This is a genomic window from Lysinibacillus sp. UBA5994, assembly GCF_002429725.1.
GTDB lineage: Bacteria > Bacillota > Bacilli > Bacillales_A > Planococcaceae > Lysinibacillus > Lysinibacillus capsici.
Genome location: NZ_DJAU01000028.1, coordinates 11710 through 28518, shown reverse-complemented (window position 1 = coordinate 28518; position 16809 = coordinate 11710). Strand labels below are relative to the sequence as shown.

Annotated in this window: 18 protein-coding genes and 1 pseudogene; 4 read left to right on the top strand and 15 right to left on the bottom strand. The window is 39.2% G+C overall.

All coding sequences use genetic code 11. From position 1 onward, the window contains the following. Positions 1 to 3: 3 nt before the first annotated feature. Complete coding sequence (gene pxpB / locus B3D98_RS09510; RefSeq protein WP_288582658.1) at positions 4 to 699, bottom strand: 5-oxoprolinase subunit PxpB; 696 nt, start codon at positions 697 to 699, stop codon at positions 4 to 6. Next, complete coding sequence (gene pcp, locus B3D98_RS09505) at positions 683 to 1297, bottom strand: pyroglutamyl-peptidase I (RefSeq protein WP_103117767.1); 615 nt, start codon at positions 1295 to 1297, stop codon at positions 683 to 685. The genes pxpB and pcp overlap by 17 nt, the downstream gene beginning before the upstream one ends. A 622-nt stretch (positions 1298 to 1919) precedes the next feature. On the opposite strand from pcp, the gene B3D98_RS09500 reads away from it, so the two are divergent. The 4 genes from B3D98_RS09500 to B3D98_RS09485 all read left to right on the top strand — a co-directional run bounded on the left by B3D98_RS09500 (position 1920) and on the right by B3D98_RS09485 (position 4985). Continuing rightward, positions 1920 to 2378, top strand: a complete 459-nt coding sequence (locus B3D98_RS09500; RefSeq protein WP_048390015.1) for a chemotaxis protein CheX — start codon at positions 1920 to 1922, stop codon at positions 2376 to 2378. 320 nt (positions 2379 to 2698) lie between these two features. Next, a complete protein-coding gene (locus B3D98_RS09495; protein WP_009370491.1) occupies positions 2699 to 2821 on the top strand; it encodes a hypothetical protein in 123 nt (40 codons plus the stop codon). A gap of 24 nt (positions 2822 to 2845) precedes the next feature. After that, a complete protein-coding gene (locus tag B3D98_RS09490; protein ID WP_004269330.1) occupies positions 2846 to 3337 on the top strand; it encodes a cytochrome b5 in 492 nt (163 codons plus the stop codon). After that, positions 3324 to 4985 carry a b(o/a)3-type cytochrome-c oxidase subunit 1 gene (locus B3D98_RS09485; RefSeq protein WP_288582649.1) on the top strand — a complete coding sequence of 554 codons (1662 nt, stop codon included), beginning with the start codon at positions 3324 to 3326 and terminating at the stop codon, positions 4983 to 4985. The genes B3D98_RS09490 and B3D98_RS09485 overlap by 14 nt, the downstream gene beginning before the upstream one ends. 174 nt (positions 4986 to 5159) lie before the next feature. Here B3D98_RS09485 and B3D98_RS09480 read toward each other — a convergent pair whose 3' ends face one another. The 13 genes and pseudogenes from B3D98_RS09480 to B3D98_RS09420 form a co-directional block, all read right to left on the bottom strand. After that, the gene (locus tag B3D98_RS09480; RefSeq protein ID WP_054550783.1) at positions 5160 to 5426 is read right to left on the bottom strand and encodes a hypothetical protein; all 267 of its coding nucleotides are present in this window, start codon (positions 5424 to 5426) and stop codon (positions 5160 to 5162) included. Between the two features lie 361 nt (positions 5427 to 5787). Then, positions 5788 to 7284, bottom strand: a complete 1497-nt coding sequence (locus B3D98_RS09475; RefSeq protein ID WP_288582648.1) for a carboxypeptidase M32 — start codon at positions 7282 to 7284, stop codon at positions 5788 to 5790. Between the two features lie 76 nt (positions 7285 to 7360). Beyond that, positions 7361 to 8454 (bottom strand): annotated as a pseudogene (locus B3D98_RS09470) (helix-turn-helix domain-containing protein). Positions 8455 to 8719: 265 nt separating this feature from the next. Continuing rightward, positions 8720 to 9667, bottom strand: coding sequence for a malate dehydrogenase (mdh, locus tag B3D98_RS09465; protein ID WP_016991928.1), 948 nt, complete (start codon positions 9665 to 9667; stop codon positions 8720 to 8722). Beyond that, positions 9667 to 10035 (bottom strand): BMC domain-containing protein, encoded by a 369-nt coding sequence (locus B3D98_RS09460; protein ID WP_016991930.1) that lies wholly within the window; start codon positions 10033 to 10035, stop codon positions 9667 to 9669. The genes mdh and B3D98_RS09460 overlap by 1 nt, the downstream gene beginning before the upstream one ends. Beyond that, entirely contained in the window at positions 10028 to 10312 is a 285-nt protein-coding gene (locus B3D98_RS09455) for a EutN/CcmL family microcompartment protein (protein ID WP_054550780.1), read from the bottom strand. Before B3D98_RS09455 ends, B3D98_RS09460 begins: the two co-directional genes overlap by 8 nt. 36 nt (positions 10313 to 10348) lie before the next feature. Next, complete coding sequence (locus B3D98_RS09450; protein ID WP_131519737.1) at positions 10349 to 11218, bottom strand: phosphate propanoyltransferase; 870 nt, start codon at positions 11216 to 11218, stop codon at positions 10349 to 10351. A gap of 12 nt (positions 11219 to 11230) precedes the next feature. After that, a complete protein-coding gene (locus B3D98_RS09445) occupies positions 11231 to 11821 on the bottom strand; it encodes a phosphate propanoyltransferase (protein WP_112117727.1) in 591 nt (196 codons plus the stop codon). A 128-nt stretch (positions 11822 to 11949) separates the two neighbouring features. Beyond that, complete coding sequence (locus tag B3D98_RS09440; RefSeq protein WP_004269321.1) at positions 11950 to 12228, bottom strand: BMC domain-containing protein; 279 nt, start codon at positions 12226 to 12228, stop codon at positions 11950 to 11952. A gap of 20 nt (positions 12229 to 12248) precedes the next feature. Beyond that, on the bottom strand, positions 12249 to 13739 hold the full coding sequence (locus B3D98_RS09435; protein WP_009370494.1) for an aldehyde dehydrogenase family protein: 1491 nt from the start codon (positions 13737 to 13739) through the stop codon (positions 12249 to 12251). A 15-nt stretch (positions 13740 to 13754) separates the two neighbouring features. Next, positions 13755 to 14405 carry an ethanolamine utilization microcompartment protein EutL gene (gene eutL / locus B3D98_RS09430; protein ID WP_036077522.1) on the bottom strand — a complete coding sequence of 217 codons (651 nt, stop codon included), beginning with the start codon at positions 14403 to 14405 and terminating at the stop codon, positions 13755 to 13757. A gap of 11 nt (positions 14406 to 14416) precedes the next feature. Then, the gene (gene eutC, locus B3D98_RS09425) at positions 14417 to 15427 is read right to left on the bottom strand and encodes an ethanolamine ammonia-lyase subunit EutC (protein WP_054550777.1); all 1011 of its coding nucleotides are present in this window, start codon (positions 15425 to 15427) and stop codon (positions 14417 to 14419) included. Positions 15428 to 15436: 9 nt separating this feature from the next. After that, positions 15437 to 16807, bottom strand: a complete 1371-nt coding sequence (locus B3D98_RS09420; protein WP_008176446.1) for an ethanolamine ammonia-lyase subunit EutB — start codon at positions 16805 to 16807, stop codon at positions 15437 to 15439. Positions 16808 to 16809 lie beyond the last annotated feature (2 nt).

Here is a 16809-nt window from a genome sequence, read left to right as displayed (position 1 = left end):
TTGCTACACTCCTTTGCTTTTTACTTCCCAAAATTGCTGTTTGGTTATTTCATAAAATTGAACTTCATCACCAAGTTCAAATAAAAATGGCTCTTTGCCATGAACATGAAATAAATCCAAAGGTGTTTTCCCTATAATATTCCAGCCTCCAGGTGAATCAACAGGATAGATGCCTGTTTGTCCACCACCAACCCCAACTGAACTCGCTGATACAGATGCCCTTGGTTTCTGTAAGCGGGGCACAAATAATTTAGCATCAAGCTCACCTAAGTAAGGAAAGCCTGGTAAAAAGCCGATTAAATAAACATAATAGCTTTTGGACATATGCAAAGTTTTAATATCCTCAAAAGGTAAACCTGTGAAATCCATGACACGCTTTTGATCTAAAGCAAATTCCTCATCATAGCAGACGGGTATTTTTAAAAGTCGATTCGTTCCTTTATCAATTGTTGTGGAGGCTTGCATCTCAAGCCACTGCGACCTTAAACGTTCAATATCTATTTTTTGTTTAATATAAGCTGTTACTGTATGGTAGCTTGCAACACTTTCAATTAGGTGATGCTGTAGCTGCTGTTTCAGAAACCGATTAAACGCTTGGACCGCGTGAAAGTTTGAGTGGGAAATTTCCTCTTTGAATGCAAAACGAATAGTATGTTGACTAATCCACATTGAATGCGGAAAATCAATGATTGGTTGCACGCGCCGTCTCCTCAATACAAAGCTGTACCGCAGCTACTAAATCTCTAATACTCCAGCCGGGAATTTTGCCATGTTGGATTGCCAGCTCAAATGATGCTGGAATATGAATAAAGCCAGCACGAACCCCTTCATGTTGCTGTGCATAAGCAAGCCCCTCATACATAATGTTATTACATAAGTATGTACCCGCTGTATTAGAGATTTCCGCTGGATATCCTTCTGCCTGCAAACGATTTACCATACTGCGAATTGGTAAGTTTGTTAGATAAGCATCTGCCCCCTCCTCATGGATACGCTCATCAACTGGTGTATAGCCATTATTATCAGGCTCTCCGTCTTTCACATTAATAGCAATGCGCTCTGGTGTTACTTTAAAACGTCCTCCAGCCAATCCTAATGAAATAATGATTTGTGGTTTCACTTCTTCTATATGTTGTTTTAATTGCTCCGCTGATTGCTGAAAATCTACAGATAGAATTCGTCCGACGATATCATAGCAATCTATTTTCTTTCCGTTTAATTCTTCCACAATTTGCATCGTTGGATTTATTTTATAATCAAGAAATGGCTCAAACCCTGTTACTAATATTTTTGTCATATTTGTCACCTGATTTCTTTAAATAACCTTAAAGGTTTGCTTCATTTTACAATAGATTTCTGAAAAAACAAATATTTCCTGCGAACAAAAACATGTAAAAAAGAGGAGATTCTTTCCCTACACTATTGGTAATATGGAAGAAAATTTTGTAGCCTAATTAATTGAAGCGGAGACAGCGTCATTCCTAGGAGATTAGTGTTACTGATCAGATTCTAGAGGGTAAGTTAAAATGGACACTGGCGTAACAGGAATCACCTCTCGCCTTGCTAAAGCCCTTTTCTGCACGTGCTATTTTCTTTTTTAACAACATGAAAAAGGGTATGAAGCATAGCAGCTTCATACCCTTTTGTTTAGCTCTTATTTCAAATGTGCAGTTGCCTGGTTCATGACGTATTTTCCAACTCCAATATAGATCACTACAGCTGCTCCAATCAATACGAATGTCATTGCGAACCGCTCCTTCTTAGTTATTTTTCGTTAAGTTTTCAGACGTTTACATTGAATTTGAAAATCATTCTCATTAATATATTATAAATTTCATGTGAATTCGTCAAGACATACTTTCATCTTACCCTTTTTACATGGTAAGATGTAGAAAAGTCGGAAAAAGGATGCGGTAATGATGAGTAATTCGAAGTACTTTCAAACTATTTTAAACGGGACAATTCACGCTTTAAAAACCATTCTTCCTATGGATATAGAAGTAAAGTCGCCTAGTATTATTTCTGAACCCTTTCAACAACAACAAATGGGCGTATTAATTGGCTTAATCGGAGATTTAAAGGGACGCGTCATCATTGACTCCTCTCCCGAAGTGTTCAGCGGGATCGGTAGTACCATGTTCGGTATGCCGCTTGAAGGAGAAATGCTAGAATCCTTTACAGGGGAATTTGGTAACATGATTGCAGGAAATTTATGTACAGCTGTTGGGCAAGAAAGCTTAGAAATTGATATCACTCCGCCAACGGTGATGGTGGGCAATACAAAATTATATGGCTTTGAAAAGGCATTTGCTCTCCCAGTTTCGGTCCCAAGCGTCGGTGCCCTAACAGTTCTATTAACGATTGAGGAAGAAGAATAGAAAACAAGATTTGAGGAATGTTCCAAATAAGACATTGTATGCTCAAACAGACAGCACACATGCAAAAGATTTATCATTCGCACAAAAAAGAATGTACTTTCCTACCAATCTTTTATTTTTACTAAAATTAAGCAAAATATAGTACGGTGACAAGCTATCTCAATGACTTTTGAGATAGCTTGTTTTTTTTTCTTCGTAATTCTTCACACTTTTTTCACATAATTCCTCTAGAAGTGTGATTTTTTTCACATCAAAATGCAGGGGATTTTTATATGATGACTGTAAGAAACACAACAATAAAAAGCGTAGGAGGAGCAAAAATGGCAAATAAAAAGAAGTCAGATGAAAATTTAAAAGGTTCACTCTATGCAGTTTTTGGAGTAGGTATTATCATCATTTTACTTTGGGTGTACTGCTTCGATTTGTTCATTGGACGGTTTTAATCTACGAAGAAGGGACAGAAATATATGCACATACATAAGTATGAGAAATACTGGCTTGTGTTTGGAGTTACCACTTTAGTGGCATTCCTGATCATTCTCGGTATCGGAGCATTTCATCAAGGCTCCCATCCAAACAATGGTAAAAAAACACTAGATTACGAGAAAGTGAAAGAGACAGCGCCTTTTGATAATCCAGGTGTCCATAAGGTTGAAGGTAAAGATTGGGATTACGAAGTGGTAGTAGTTGCTTCTGCATTCAATTATAATCCTCCACAAATTGAGGTTCCACTTGGTGCAAAAGTGAAATTTATCGCGACAAGCGAGGATGTTATGCATGGTTTTGAGGTTGCAGGTACGAATATCAATATGATGCTTGAGCCTGGCTATATTTCGGAATATGTAACAGAAGTCAATAAGGTCGGCGAGTTTTTAATCGTATGTAATGAGTATTGTGGTACAGGACATACGATGATGCACTCTATGCTAAAGGTGGTGGATTCAAATGAGTCACACTAATTCAATGACAAAAGTGGATCGTCGAGATGCAAAGCTAGCAATGGCACATATTTACGTGGCATTTATCGCATTGTTATTAGGTGGTCTTGCAGGTTTATTACAGGTTTTTGTACGTTCTGGTCAATTTACATTACCAGCAGGCATTGGTTATTATCAAGTATTAACAGTTCATGGTGTATTACTCGGTCTTATATTAACTACATTCTTTATTTACGGCTTCCAAATTGCAAGTGTAAGTCGAACATCTGGTACGTTCACTGATACTCAGAGAAGACTTGGCTGGGTTGGTTTCTGGTTAATGACGATTGGTACAGCTGCTGCCGCAACGATGGTGTTATTGAATAAAGCAACTGTTCTTTATACCTTCTATGCACCATTAAAGGCACATTGGATTTTCTATTTAGGCCTTACATTAGTCGTAGTTGGTTCTTGGGTTGGCGGAGCAGGTCAAATTTTACGTTATGTCCAATGGCGCAAAGAAAATAAAGCGAGTGGACAACGCAGCCCGTTACTATCATTTATGGTAGTTGTTAATAATTTAATGTGGTTCGTGGCAACGCTTGGTGTTGCAGCTTCTGTTTTAATTCAATTGTTACCATGGTCCTTAGGTTTAATTGAACGTGTCGATGTGGCATTATCGCGTACCCTTTTCTGGTATTTTGGTCATGCACTTGTATACTTCTGGTTATTACCTGCCTATATGGTTTGGTACGTGATTATTCCAAAAGTAATTGGCGGGAAAATTTTCTCCGATTCTTTAGCAAGACTTTCGTTTATGCTATTCTTACTCTTCTCTATTCCTGTTGGGATTCACCATCAGTTAACAGAGCCTGGTATTGATGGTACATGGAAGTTCATTCAAGTTGTTTTAACATTTGCTGTTATCGTACCTTCTCTCATGACAGCCTTCTCGATGTTTGCCATGTTCGAGTTACGCGGACGTGAATTAGGTGGCAAAGGACTATTTGGTTGGTTTAAAAAATTACCTTGGAAGGATGCTCGTTTCTTCGTACCATTTATCGGTATGGTGTCATTTATTCCAGGGGGTGCAGGCGGTATTGTCAATGCCTCTTATCAAATGAACCAATTAATTCATAATACCATTTGGGTTACAGGGCATTTCCATTTAACGATTGCAACAGCTGTTGTTTTAACTTACTTCGGTGCGGCGTTCTGGTTAATTCCACATTTAACAGGTCGTACACTTTCGAAGTCTTTAAATAATCTTAGTAATTTCGCTGGTATCTTATGGGCTACTGGTATGACGATTATGTCTTCTGCAATGCATATTGCTGGTCTAATTGGTGCGCCTCGTCGCTCAGATTACTCAGAATATGGTGGCGCTCAGCAGGCTTACGATTGGATTCCTTATCAAATCGCGCAAGCTGTGGGTGGAACAATCCTCTTTATCGCCATCCTAGTGATCATTTATATCGTCGTGAAATTAGCTTGGTTCGCACCTAAAGGTGACGAAGAATTCCCTGTAGGTGATGTACATGAGCTTAGCGGTCCAACACCAGCTATTTTAGAAAACTTTAAAATATGGCTTGTTATTTTAGTAGCCTTAATTTTATTCGCTTACACAGTACCAATTATCGATATTATTTCAAACTCACCAGCCGGCTCTAAAGGCTATCAATTGTGGTAAGCATCCAAACGCATCTTCCTATAAAAAAGCGATTTCTCTGTAACGAGAAATCGCTTTTTTCACTTTATAATCAAAGCTTGCTCTTATTGAATGGCATCGATTAAATTTTTAAAGTTCGATAATTTTTGAAACTCTTGTTTTACAAAGCACCTCGTTAACTCAATTAGTAATACATTATTTAACCAACGTTTGAAGACTTATTAACACGGGGGCATACACAATTAGTGGAATAAGCAAAATTACTGCACCAATTTTTTTATTCCCCTTTTGTAATAGTAAAAGAGTAGTCAAGAAAAATAATGGATAAATAATAAAAGTAATTATTAATACACCATCAACTACTTGATACAATTTTCCTGTAAATGCACTTATGAATGGGATTGAAATCCATTCTAGTACGCAAAATGCAATAACCAATATCCACAACCATTTAAGTGTCACCATAATCACCCCTAAATTTTTAATTGGTCAAAAAGTAAAAACTATATACGGTTCATCATACATAAGCTACACAAATAAATATTTACTCAACAATCTGGCCAGATTGTTTAACACAATAGTTCAATTTAAAAATGACTCTTTATAATGTTGAACATTATATAAAAAATATTGATGTAACATGAAATGTAGCTTACTTTAAATCTTGACTTGTAATTTTAGTAGCCTTATTTATATTAGCTTACACAATTCCAATCTTCGAAATTATTTCAAATTCACCAGCGGGCTCAAAGGCTTTAAGCTTTGGTAAGAATATTTTCAAAGCAACAAGCGATTTCTCATTAGTAGAGAAATCGCTTGTTTTTTATAACTGATATAGCTTTGTATATTTTTCTTGTAAGTAGTCTGCCAGATACTTGGCATTTAAGCCTTCCCCTGTCGCTTCTTTCAGCAATTCAAATGGCTTTTTCAATGCTCCATATTGATGAACTTTTTCAGTTAGCCACTCTCGAATTGGCAGTAGCTCTCCCTTTTCTAGTAATTCATCAAAATTAGGAATATCCTTGTCCATTGCATGTTTCCACTGTGCTGCATAGATCATTCCTAACGCATAGGATGGGAAATAGCCAAACATGCCGCCTGACCAATGCATATCTTGGAGTACACCCTGTGCATCTGTCTCAGGGCGAATGCCTAAATATTCTTCGTACTTATCATTCCATACTTGTGGGAGATCCTTCGCCTGTAAATCGCCATTGAACAGGTCACGTTCAATTTCATAGCGAATCATGATATGTAATGGATATGTTAGTTCATCTGCTTCAATGCGAATCAATGATGGTTCTACCATATTAATGGCACGTAAAAAATCGGCTAACGCTACATCACCAAATTGAACTGGTGAGAAGTGTTGAAGGCGCTCATAGTTATGCTCCCAGAACTTTTCATTTCTGCCGACAAAGTTTTCATAAAATAATGATTGTGATTCATGAATCCCCATCGATGTACCAGTCGCTAATGGTAGACCAGCAAGTTTTTCATCAATGTTTTGCTCATACATCGCATGTCCGCATTCATGAATTGTGCCAAAAATAGCTGAACGGAAATCATTTTCATCATATTTCGTCGTAATACGCACATCACCATAGTTTAAGCCAATCATGAATGGATGGACACTTTCATCCAAGCGACCAGCATCGAAGTCATAGCCGAGCTGAGCAAGCAATTCTAACGATAATTCACGCTGTGCCTCACGCGGGAAATGCTTAAATAACATAGTAGTATCGGGTTTATTCGATGAATGAGCAATTTTTTGAACAAGCATTACAATAGACTCTCGTAATTCACCAAATACTTGATCTACGACATCTGTTGTCATATCTGGCTCATACAAATCTAGTAATGTATTGTATGGAGACCCATTTTTAATGCCCCAATATTGAATGAATTTTTTCTGCCATTGTATGATTTCTTCTAGGTATGGTAGGAATAGAGCAAAATTATTCGTCGCCTTCGCTTCTTCCCAAGCCGTTTCTGCCTTCGATTGAAGAATGACGAATTCTTTGTATTCATTCGCAGGGATTTTTTTATTTTGATCGTAATTCTTTCTTACTTCTTCTACTAAACGTAGTGTTACATAGTCAAGATCAGCTTTTTGTGCCTCTAATGCTGCTAAAAGCTCTCCTAGTTCTTCACTCGTCTGCATATCAAATAAGGAGGCTGATAATGTACCAATTACCTCAGAACGTTGTGCTAACCCCTTTTTCGGTGCACCCGTCCGCATATCCCAATAAATCACATTGAGCGCTTCCTCATAATGCTGCATTTTCTTCACATAGTCTGTAAATTGTTGAACAGTCATGCATTCATCCTCCTTTTCTCGTTATAAGTTTATCATATTTTCGAAAATTTTGTATATTGCGGACTTTCTAGGATAATTATTCAGAATATTCCTTTTTTATCTTCTCTATTATTTTGATGTATTGTCTATCCCCTAATCCATAGTGTGGAAATAGGGAAAACAATTGCTTTAACAGGTCATTTTGAGATAGATTGAGGTGTTTTTTTATATACGTAGTGATCTCATTCTCTTCATTTAAATAGCTGAAAAATAATTGAATGCCCTGATACATGACAGGTATAAGCGTTGTCTTGGGTAGACGATGGTGCATTAAGACCTTTTGATAGACCTCCCCATACGGTCCAAGTTCTATCTCTGTTTCTTCCACATCATAGGTCATTTCCTTGACCATATAATAATAGACTTTGCCTTGATACCTTTGTTGCTCTAGGAAAGCAAGGACGGTCAATAAATTCATCTGACAAAACATATCATCTCCAAACCATAAAACAATACATTTATAGTCATTTGTTAACAATGGCTTCAACGGCTTCAATGTCACCTGCTCATATTGCTGTAAAGACACCTCATGCCCTATAGCACGCAGTTTATTAAATTCTTCACTGAAAATCGGACTAATCGTTGGATTCGCACACATCGCTTCATTGAAAGGAACGTAATCACTGTTGCCCATTAATTGTTGTTTTGCGAACTCCTCATACATCATTTGACCATTTAATACATTCAATAGCTCTTGATCGTATTGCACATTCATCTTCTCTTGTAATGCTTCAATTTTTAATTTCTGAGAAATATCCATCGTCAACCATCCTCCATCATCCTGTAATCTCAACTTTACAAAGGTTTGTAAAGGTTGAGGAGACTTTCTGTAATCATTCGGACTTATACCAAAATACCTTTTAAAAGCTCTAGAAAAGGATTCCTGCGATGAAAAGCCGTAGTGAAAGGCGATGTCGATTATTTTCTTTTGGGGATCTTTTAATGCAATAGTAGAAAGATAAATTTTACGTAGTGATCTATATTTTTTAATCGTCATCCCTGTCACTGATGGAATTTAAAAGAACAGTAATAAGGAGAATAACCTATATCCTTTCCTAATTGCTCTAATGAAAATCCTTCTAATAGATGACGCTCAATCCAATCAATCATCTCCTGTACAATGTTGTTCATCCACATCCCTCCTAATTTCATTATAGTAGAGGCGATAATTTTTTTTATGATATAAGTTGTGAATAAAAAAACTGTAGCAAACTTTAAGTCTGCTACAGTTTCTGCTCCCATAACTAGAGGAGAGCTTTCTATATAATTGGGGATTTATACTAGCCTTCAAGTCATGTTCGGTTTCCAATCAAACATTTTTTGAGCTATCATGAAGTTTTATTGGAAAGAAAGTTGGGGATCCTTTCGATCCATTGAAAAATAGAGTCTGTATACTCTATTCAATGTTTTGGCAAATAGCAATTACCTGTTTCACAGCCTCTGCAGAGTGCTGAAGGGCTGTTTGTTCTTCATTTGTTAGGTGCAATTCGATGACAGATTCGATGCCATTGCCACCTAAAATAGTTGGTACCCCTAAAAAGAGATCGTGGTACCCATATTCTCCTTCTAATAGGGCAATAGAAGGGATAATTTTTCGTTGATCTTTGATAATAATTTCAACCATTTGGGCACACGCTGCGGCTGGAGCATAGTAGGCACTACCATTACCTAGTAAGCCAACAATTTCACCGCCGCCTTTACGCGTACGCTCCACGATTTGCTGTAGTCGTTCCTGAGGAATTAGTTTCTCTAATGGAATGCCGCCTGCATAGGAATAACGGATTAATGGAACCATTTCATCGCCATGTCCTCCTAGGACGAAGCCTGATACATCCTCTGGTGCAATGTGAAGCTCCTGCGCCACAAACGTGTTGAAGCGAGCTGTATCTAACACACCAGATTGACCGATGATACGATTTTTGGCAAAGCCTGTTTCCTTATGACACACATACGTCATGGCATCAACAGGATTACTCAACACAACAACAATACTATTTGGAGCATAGTGTTTTATTTGTCTTGAAACCTGTTGAATAATTTTAGCATTTGTTGTGACTAAGTCATCACGACTCATCCCTGGTTTACGTGGAATACCTGCTGTAATGACAACAATATCCGCACCTGCGATATCTTCATATTGACTCGTGCCTTTAATGGACACATTGAATTTTTCGATTGGGCCTGTTTGTAGCAAATCCAAAGCTTTCCCTTTTGTCGGGTTCTCGGCCTCTGGAATATCAACAAGCACTACATCGCCTAATTCTTTCTGTGCTAAAAATAAACTCAGTGTGGAACCGGTGTGGCCTGCTCCAATAACAGCGATTTTATTTTTACGAAATGCCATTATGCTTCACCTCGATTATCTGTCGCTGATGTTGTTTCTGTTGTTTTTTTAGCACGCGTTGCTGCTGGTGCAGAGACAGCCTTTTTCTTTGGTGCCTCTGGTCCTTTAATCATTTTAAAGACATCTTCATCAGGTCTCGGAATGACGTGAGCGCCTAATAATTCACCAACACGCATAGCGGCTGCTTTTCCAGCCTCTACTGCGGCTTGTACAGAACCTACGTCACCCTTCACGACAATCGTCACGATGCCACCATCCACAAACTCTTGTTTGACGATTGTGACGTCTGACGCTTTAATCATCGCATCAGCAGCTTCATAAGAGCCTACTAATCCTTTTGTTTCGATCATTCCAATTGCGCTACTCATTGCCCTCACCTCTCATTACTTCCGTAGAATCAATAATACCAATGACAACTGCATCAATCGGTAACGGATTATCTTTCATGATATAGCGAGATGACCCACCACTTGTAATCAGGACATCATCACCAATACCCGCTCCTATACGATCAGCTGCAACCATTTCTGTGCGAATCGGCTGTTGATTGGAATCAATAGGTTGAATGATTAGTAGCTTTAAACCATTCAGTCCCTCTTCCTTGCGTGTTGCCCATACACTGCCTATCACTCTTCCCATTTGCATGAACTTCACCCTCTTTATGCGACACACATTGTCTAACTAATCTGAACGAATCGTTAATGTTTTATTTAACTCTCGCAGCTTATCATAAGCCAATGCTGTCACAATGGTTTTCTTTGGAACGACAATTTCTTGTGCATCGATATCGAGCACTTCTATTTGTGAAAGTAGCTTTTTGTCATAATGATAGACGGACGGTTGCTCTAGTTTCTGTACGACTGGCGACTGCTCTTTCACAGTGATCATAGGTTCACTTACTTGATGATGCACGATTTCTGCAAGCGTTCCTTGTTGAATTAACCCTGCATTTGCTTCATCTGTATCAATATGCATTTCTAAGCGATAGCGCTCTGAAACACGGATAACCACATTCGATAAAATAATCGGGCGAATACCTTCTACCTTAATTTGGACAGATTGCCCATCTACGACTTGGAATCTCGCACTATCCGCTGGGGACATATGAATATGTGCCTGTGCAATAATGAGGCCTTCATTTAACACAACACTTCCCTTTGGACCAATTAATGTAACAGGACTGGAACCTTGAATATCACCAGAAATTCTTAATGGTGGCTTCAGACCTAATTTCATAGCATCTGTCCAGCTTACTTCCACTTGCGATAAGGAACGAGCGGGACCAAGAATACGCACGCGCTCAATTGACCCTTTTGGACCTGCAATTACTACAGTTTCCTCCGCAGCAAATTGCCCTGGCTGTGAAAGCTCGAATTTCGGTGTGAGCTGGTAATTTTCACCAAAGAGCTGTTCCACTTCTGCTTGTGCAAGATGGACATGGCGGGCAGATACACCAATCGGAATTTTACCGTCATGTGGAGGGGAAGATTGATTTTTTAAGACCTGTTGCAGAACTTCTTCCACAATTTTTTGCACTAAATTTTCTTGCATCTTGCCTCCTCCTTACGATGATACTTTTATTAATTTACCCTGTGCCTGCTGTTCGATAAAACCAGCATTTGCTTCATCTGTATCAATGTGCATTTCCAGACTAAAATCATTGGAAACACGTACAACGACACCTCGGAAAGTGACAGGTCGATCACTTACAACTTCTACTGAAACTATTTCATTATTGCGTACTTCCAATGCTTTGGCATCTTCCTCAGTCATATGAATATGCGCTTGCGCAATGATGACTCCCTGCTGGATCTCTATTTCTTTGTCTTGAGAAAGTATTTTAATGCCCGCAGAATTGTCTATATCACCTGATTGGCGTAAAGGTGGTGTCACTCCTAGCTTCATGGCATCAGTGCGGCTTACCTCTACTTGGGTTGCTGGTCTTACAGGTCCAAGGACACGGACATTATGAATAACGCCTTTAGGTCCCTCAATAGAGACGCGCTCTTTTGCAGCAAATTGCCCTGGCTGTGATAAGTCGAAATCTTTCGTTAGGGTTGCATTTGGACCAAAAAGTGCTTGTAAATCCGCTTCACTTAGATGGATATGACGAGCCGAAATGGCCACTGGAAAAGTTTTTGTTGCTGTTGTCATGTTAGCCACCTCTTTATTTTGTTGATTATTTTATCAGGACAAGGTGAGAGCTGTTCTAAAGTTAGATCCAGCTCTCTTCTATAAATGGTAGTTATTTTTCCATCTATAGCGTTTGAAAGAACATGAAATTATGCTTCTGCTTTTGGTAAAATCATTTCTAATTCGTGGTGTGGACGTGGAATTACATGGACAGATAATAGCTCTCCTACACGTTGTGCTGCTGCTGCCCCTGCATCTGTTGCTGCTTTTACTGCACCTACATCACCACGTACAAGAACTGTTACGATCCCGCCACCTACATGTACTTTGCCTACTAAATTAACGCTTGCTGCCTTTACCATTGCGTCTGCTGCTTCAATTGCTCCTACTAAACCTTTTGTTTCTACCATTCCTAATGCTGTACTCATTTGTCATTCCTCCAAATAATTTATTTATTTTGTAATGTGATTTGTTTTAATACTTGATCGACAATTTGTTGAACCATCGTTGTATCAAGAGTAGGTTCTTGTGAAACTACCGATTCAACAACGGACTGTACTTCGAATTCTGGTTTTGGCACTTCGACATCTTTAATGCCATACGCCATACGTTTGATATTTAATAAATGTCTTGCTGTAATGTTGTCTGACGTAATATTGCCGCCAAATGTCCCACAGCCTAATGTAAAGGATGGTGCTAAGCCCGTTGTGCCACCTACTGCACCAATTGAGGATAATGTATTAACCACAATTCGTGATACTGGTAATTCGACAGAAAATTGCTCTGCTAATGCTGCATTTTCAGTGTGAATTGAGCATGTATGTCCGCGTCCTCCAATATTTAATAGGTCAATCATCACCTGCTTGGCTTCTGTACTGTTTTCAACAACATAAAGCGCAAAGATTGGTGATAGTTTTTCAAGAGAAAATGGAATATTTTTACCAATCATTGTTTCGAAGCCCACAAGAACTTTTGTATCGTCTGGTACCGTAATACCGACAGAATCTGCTAGGCAAGTAGCTGATTTACCGACAATCTGGGGATTTACTTTCCCAGGAACTGGCGAGATCAATTTTTCCATTTTAGCTTTTTCTTCGGCATTTAATAGATAGGCACCATTTTTCTTTAATTCTGTTTGCACTTGCTCTGCAATCACCTTATCCACAATAATGGCTTGCTCTGTTGCACAGATTGTGCCATTATCGAACGATTTACTTTGCACCAATTGACGTACAGATTTTTGAATATTAGCCGATTTTTCAATGTAAGCTGGTACATTTCCTGGTCCAACCCCATAGGCAGGTTTGCCAGAGCTATAGGCTGCCTTGACCAATGCACCACCACCCGTAGCTAAAATTAAATGGATGTTTGGATGCTTCATTAGCTGCTGTGTTGCTTCCATGGAGGACATTGTTAAACATTGTAGTAATCCTTCTGGCGCGCCTGCTTTCTCAGCAGCTACTCGACAAATATCTAAAGCCTCTTTTGTACATTTCACTGCATATGGGTGTGGACTAAGCACTAAACCATTTCTCGTTTTTAAAGAAATAAGTGTCTTAAAGATCGCTGTAGAGGTTGGATTTGTTGTTGGTACGATACCAGCAATGACACCAAAAGGACTTGCAATTTCGGCTACTTTTTTCATCCGATCATAGCCCACAATACCAACTGTTTTTAATTCTTTAATATCTTCATAGACATCTCGTGAAGCTACTTCATTTTTCATCTTTTTATGGTTAGGAATACCCATTCCTGTTTCTTGCACAGCCATTTTTGCTAAACGCTCTGCTTCCTTAAAGGCAGCATCCGCGACAGCCTTTACAATGTTGTCTACTTGTTGCTGAGAAAATTGCATATAGGCAGCCTGTGCTGTATTAGCATGTTTAACGGCATCTCTCATTTCCTGAATCGCTAATAAGTCTTTGTCTAATGTGGCCATAAAGCCGCCTCCCTTCTAAATCACTGGGTTTCTAGCTATATTTTCAATAGCTTCTCTGAATGCATGTGCCGCAGCCTCGCATGAAGATTGACTGCCAGTTAATAAGCCGCCCCCAAAATTGGTTTCAGATGGAGGACCAAAGAAAACCTTTAGCTCAACATCTGCAGCCTTTAATGCTGCATCTAATCCAACAACCGCTTCAAGCGGCGGAGCAATTAAATAAGCAAGTGGGGTGCCAACCTTTACATCTGCAAGCTCAGCAAGATACGTCCCACAGCTTGCCACGGTATGGGCAAACAAGGCATGATTGTCATTATTATTAATGGCTTCAAAATACGTATCAAATTCAATTTTTTGTTGAATGGCATCAAGACCACTACGAATTTCATCAGGTGAGCTTCCAGCAATAATGCCAATTACTTCACCTGACAATGGACCAGACGCATGTGCCGCTCCAGCATAAAAGCTTTTTGCATAAACAACATCGACATCTGCCTTTTTCGTCGCCTCATCTAAGGCAACATAGCCAACATCGTCGATTGTCAGTGTGACAAGCCCAATGCTATGATGATGTGGCTTTAAATCTAACTGCTCTGCTAGTTCACTGTTGACTCTTGGAATGGTTTGCATCGCCAAGATTTGCGCCATAATTTTTTGAGGATACATATTTCAGCCTCCTAACCTTCTTTTGCGACAAGCTCTACGCCACTTGCCTGATAACGCAGGATTTTTTCTACGACTGTGCCAAGATAAGCTCCCGCTTCTAATGGTGGGATACCACCCTTATGGATATTTGAAATTACCATACGTTCCGCTTCCACTGTCCCAATTCTTGGCTTGTAGCATAAATATGCACTCATCGATTCTGCTGATACGAGCCCTGGACGCTCACCAATTAGATAAACAATAACCTCTGCCTGTAGCAGCTCACCAATCTCATCCATTAAAGCAACACGCCCTTTATCGATATAGAACGTAGTACCAATGTCAATATTTAAATTGCTAAGACTTTGCTGAAGGGCTAAGTAAACATCTTGAACATTCTCCTCAATCGCACTTGCACTCAAGCCATTCGAGATAATAATCTGTACCTTTGGCTGTGGTTTACATTTTTGCTGAATCAATGCCTTTGATTCTTCTGATAAACGACGCCCTAAGTCAGGTCTTGTAATGTATTCCTCTTTATCTGTGACTTTCGTTGTGACCTGAAAGACATCAAGCTTTTGTAAAAGATCTTCTGTCACTTCGCCATATACAGCATCTACCGCAGCAGCATGATCAAGTCGGAATTTTAACCAGGTTTTCGTTTTCGGTCTTGTCCCTGCTCTTCCTACACCAATACGAGCAGGTGTATGTTTCTTAGCAGCCTGCACACTTTCACTTAACGAGCCCGCCTCAAACTGAAAGGGCTTGATTGGCACAGCGTCATTTACTGGTTGTTCGAAAGTAGCAGAAGTAACCGTCGTTACTTGCTGTGGAGCTCCATGCTGATACAGCTGAATTAATGGCTCCTGTGATGTTGCTATAGCTTCTGTTGTTCCTGAAGAACGATTTTCTACTGTATCATAAAATTTAATAAGTGGTTGTTCTGTTGGAGTAGCTGCTATTTCAGGTGTTTGGCTACCTGTACTTTTCTCCATCTTCTCCATGACAAGCTGTGTAATCATAGAAACTAATTGATCATTCACTTGACTCACCTACCTTTCAAAAATGGATAAATCGCCAGCTCTTGCTGACAGTCGACCATTTTCATAAATGCCCATTTTCTCTAACCATGCTAAATACTCTGGTGCTGGTTTTTTACCAAATGTTTGGAGTAATGTAGCCACATCATGGAAGCTCATCGATTGATAGTTGAGCATCACGTCATCGCCCATTGGCGCAGCAATAATAAAGTTAACACCAGCAGCTGTCAGCAATACACTCAAATCTTCCACATCATTTTGGTCTGCCTTAATATGGTTGGTATAGCAAATATCTACCCCCATAGGAATACCATGCATTTTGCCCATGAAATGATCTTCGAGACCTGCTCGAATTACTTGTTTATTGTTGTATAAATACTCTGGGCCAATAAAGCCAACTACAGTGTTCACAATATAAGGATTAAAATGTCTAGCAAATCCATAATTGCGCGATTCCAGTGTTACTTGGTCAATACCCATATGTGCCTCTGCCGATAGCTCTGAGCCTTGACCTGTTTCAAAGTAGAATAAATTTGGACCAGTACCTGTTCCTTGTTTTTTAATGAGCTCCTCTGCTTCTCGTATTAAATCAGCAGAAATACCGAACGAACGGTTAGCAATTTCTGTCCCTGCGATACTTTGGAAAATCATATCTGCTGGGGCGCCTTGTTTAATTGCCTTCATCTGTGTTGTAATATGAGCTAATACACAGTTTTGCGTAGGAATGGACCAATCATTGATGAATTCCTTTGTAGCTGTAAGCACTTTTTTGACACTTTCAACTGAATCATCTACAGGATTAATGCCGATAACAGCATCCCCAATACCATAGGACAGTCCTTCTTTTAGAGAGGCGATGATGCCATCAATATTATCTGTCGGATGATTTGGCTGTAGACGAGATGACAGCGTCCCTTTTTGACCAATCGTAATATTACACGTTGAAAGTATTTCAACTTTATTGGCTGCATGTACAAGATCTAAATTGGACATTAGTTTTGTAACAGCGGCAATAATCTCGGAATTCATCCCTTTACTTAAACGCTTTAATTCACGATCACCCGTGTCATTTGATAAAATGTATTCACGCAGCTGCTCGATGCTCCAGTTTTTGATTTCTCCATATATTTGCTCATTAATATCGCCCTCAATAATGCGTGAAACCTCATCATTTTCTTGTGGCACTAATGGGTTTTCGCGGATATCTTTAACTAAAAGCTCACTTAATACTGCCTTTGCTGCGATCCGTTGTTGAACCGTCTCAGCGGCAATACCTGCTAGCTGATCGCCTGATTTTTCTTCATTGGCCTTAGCCATAACATCTTTTAATGATTTAAAATTATATTTTTCTCCACCAAATATCACCGATAAGTTCACATTCATCC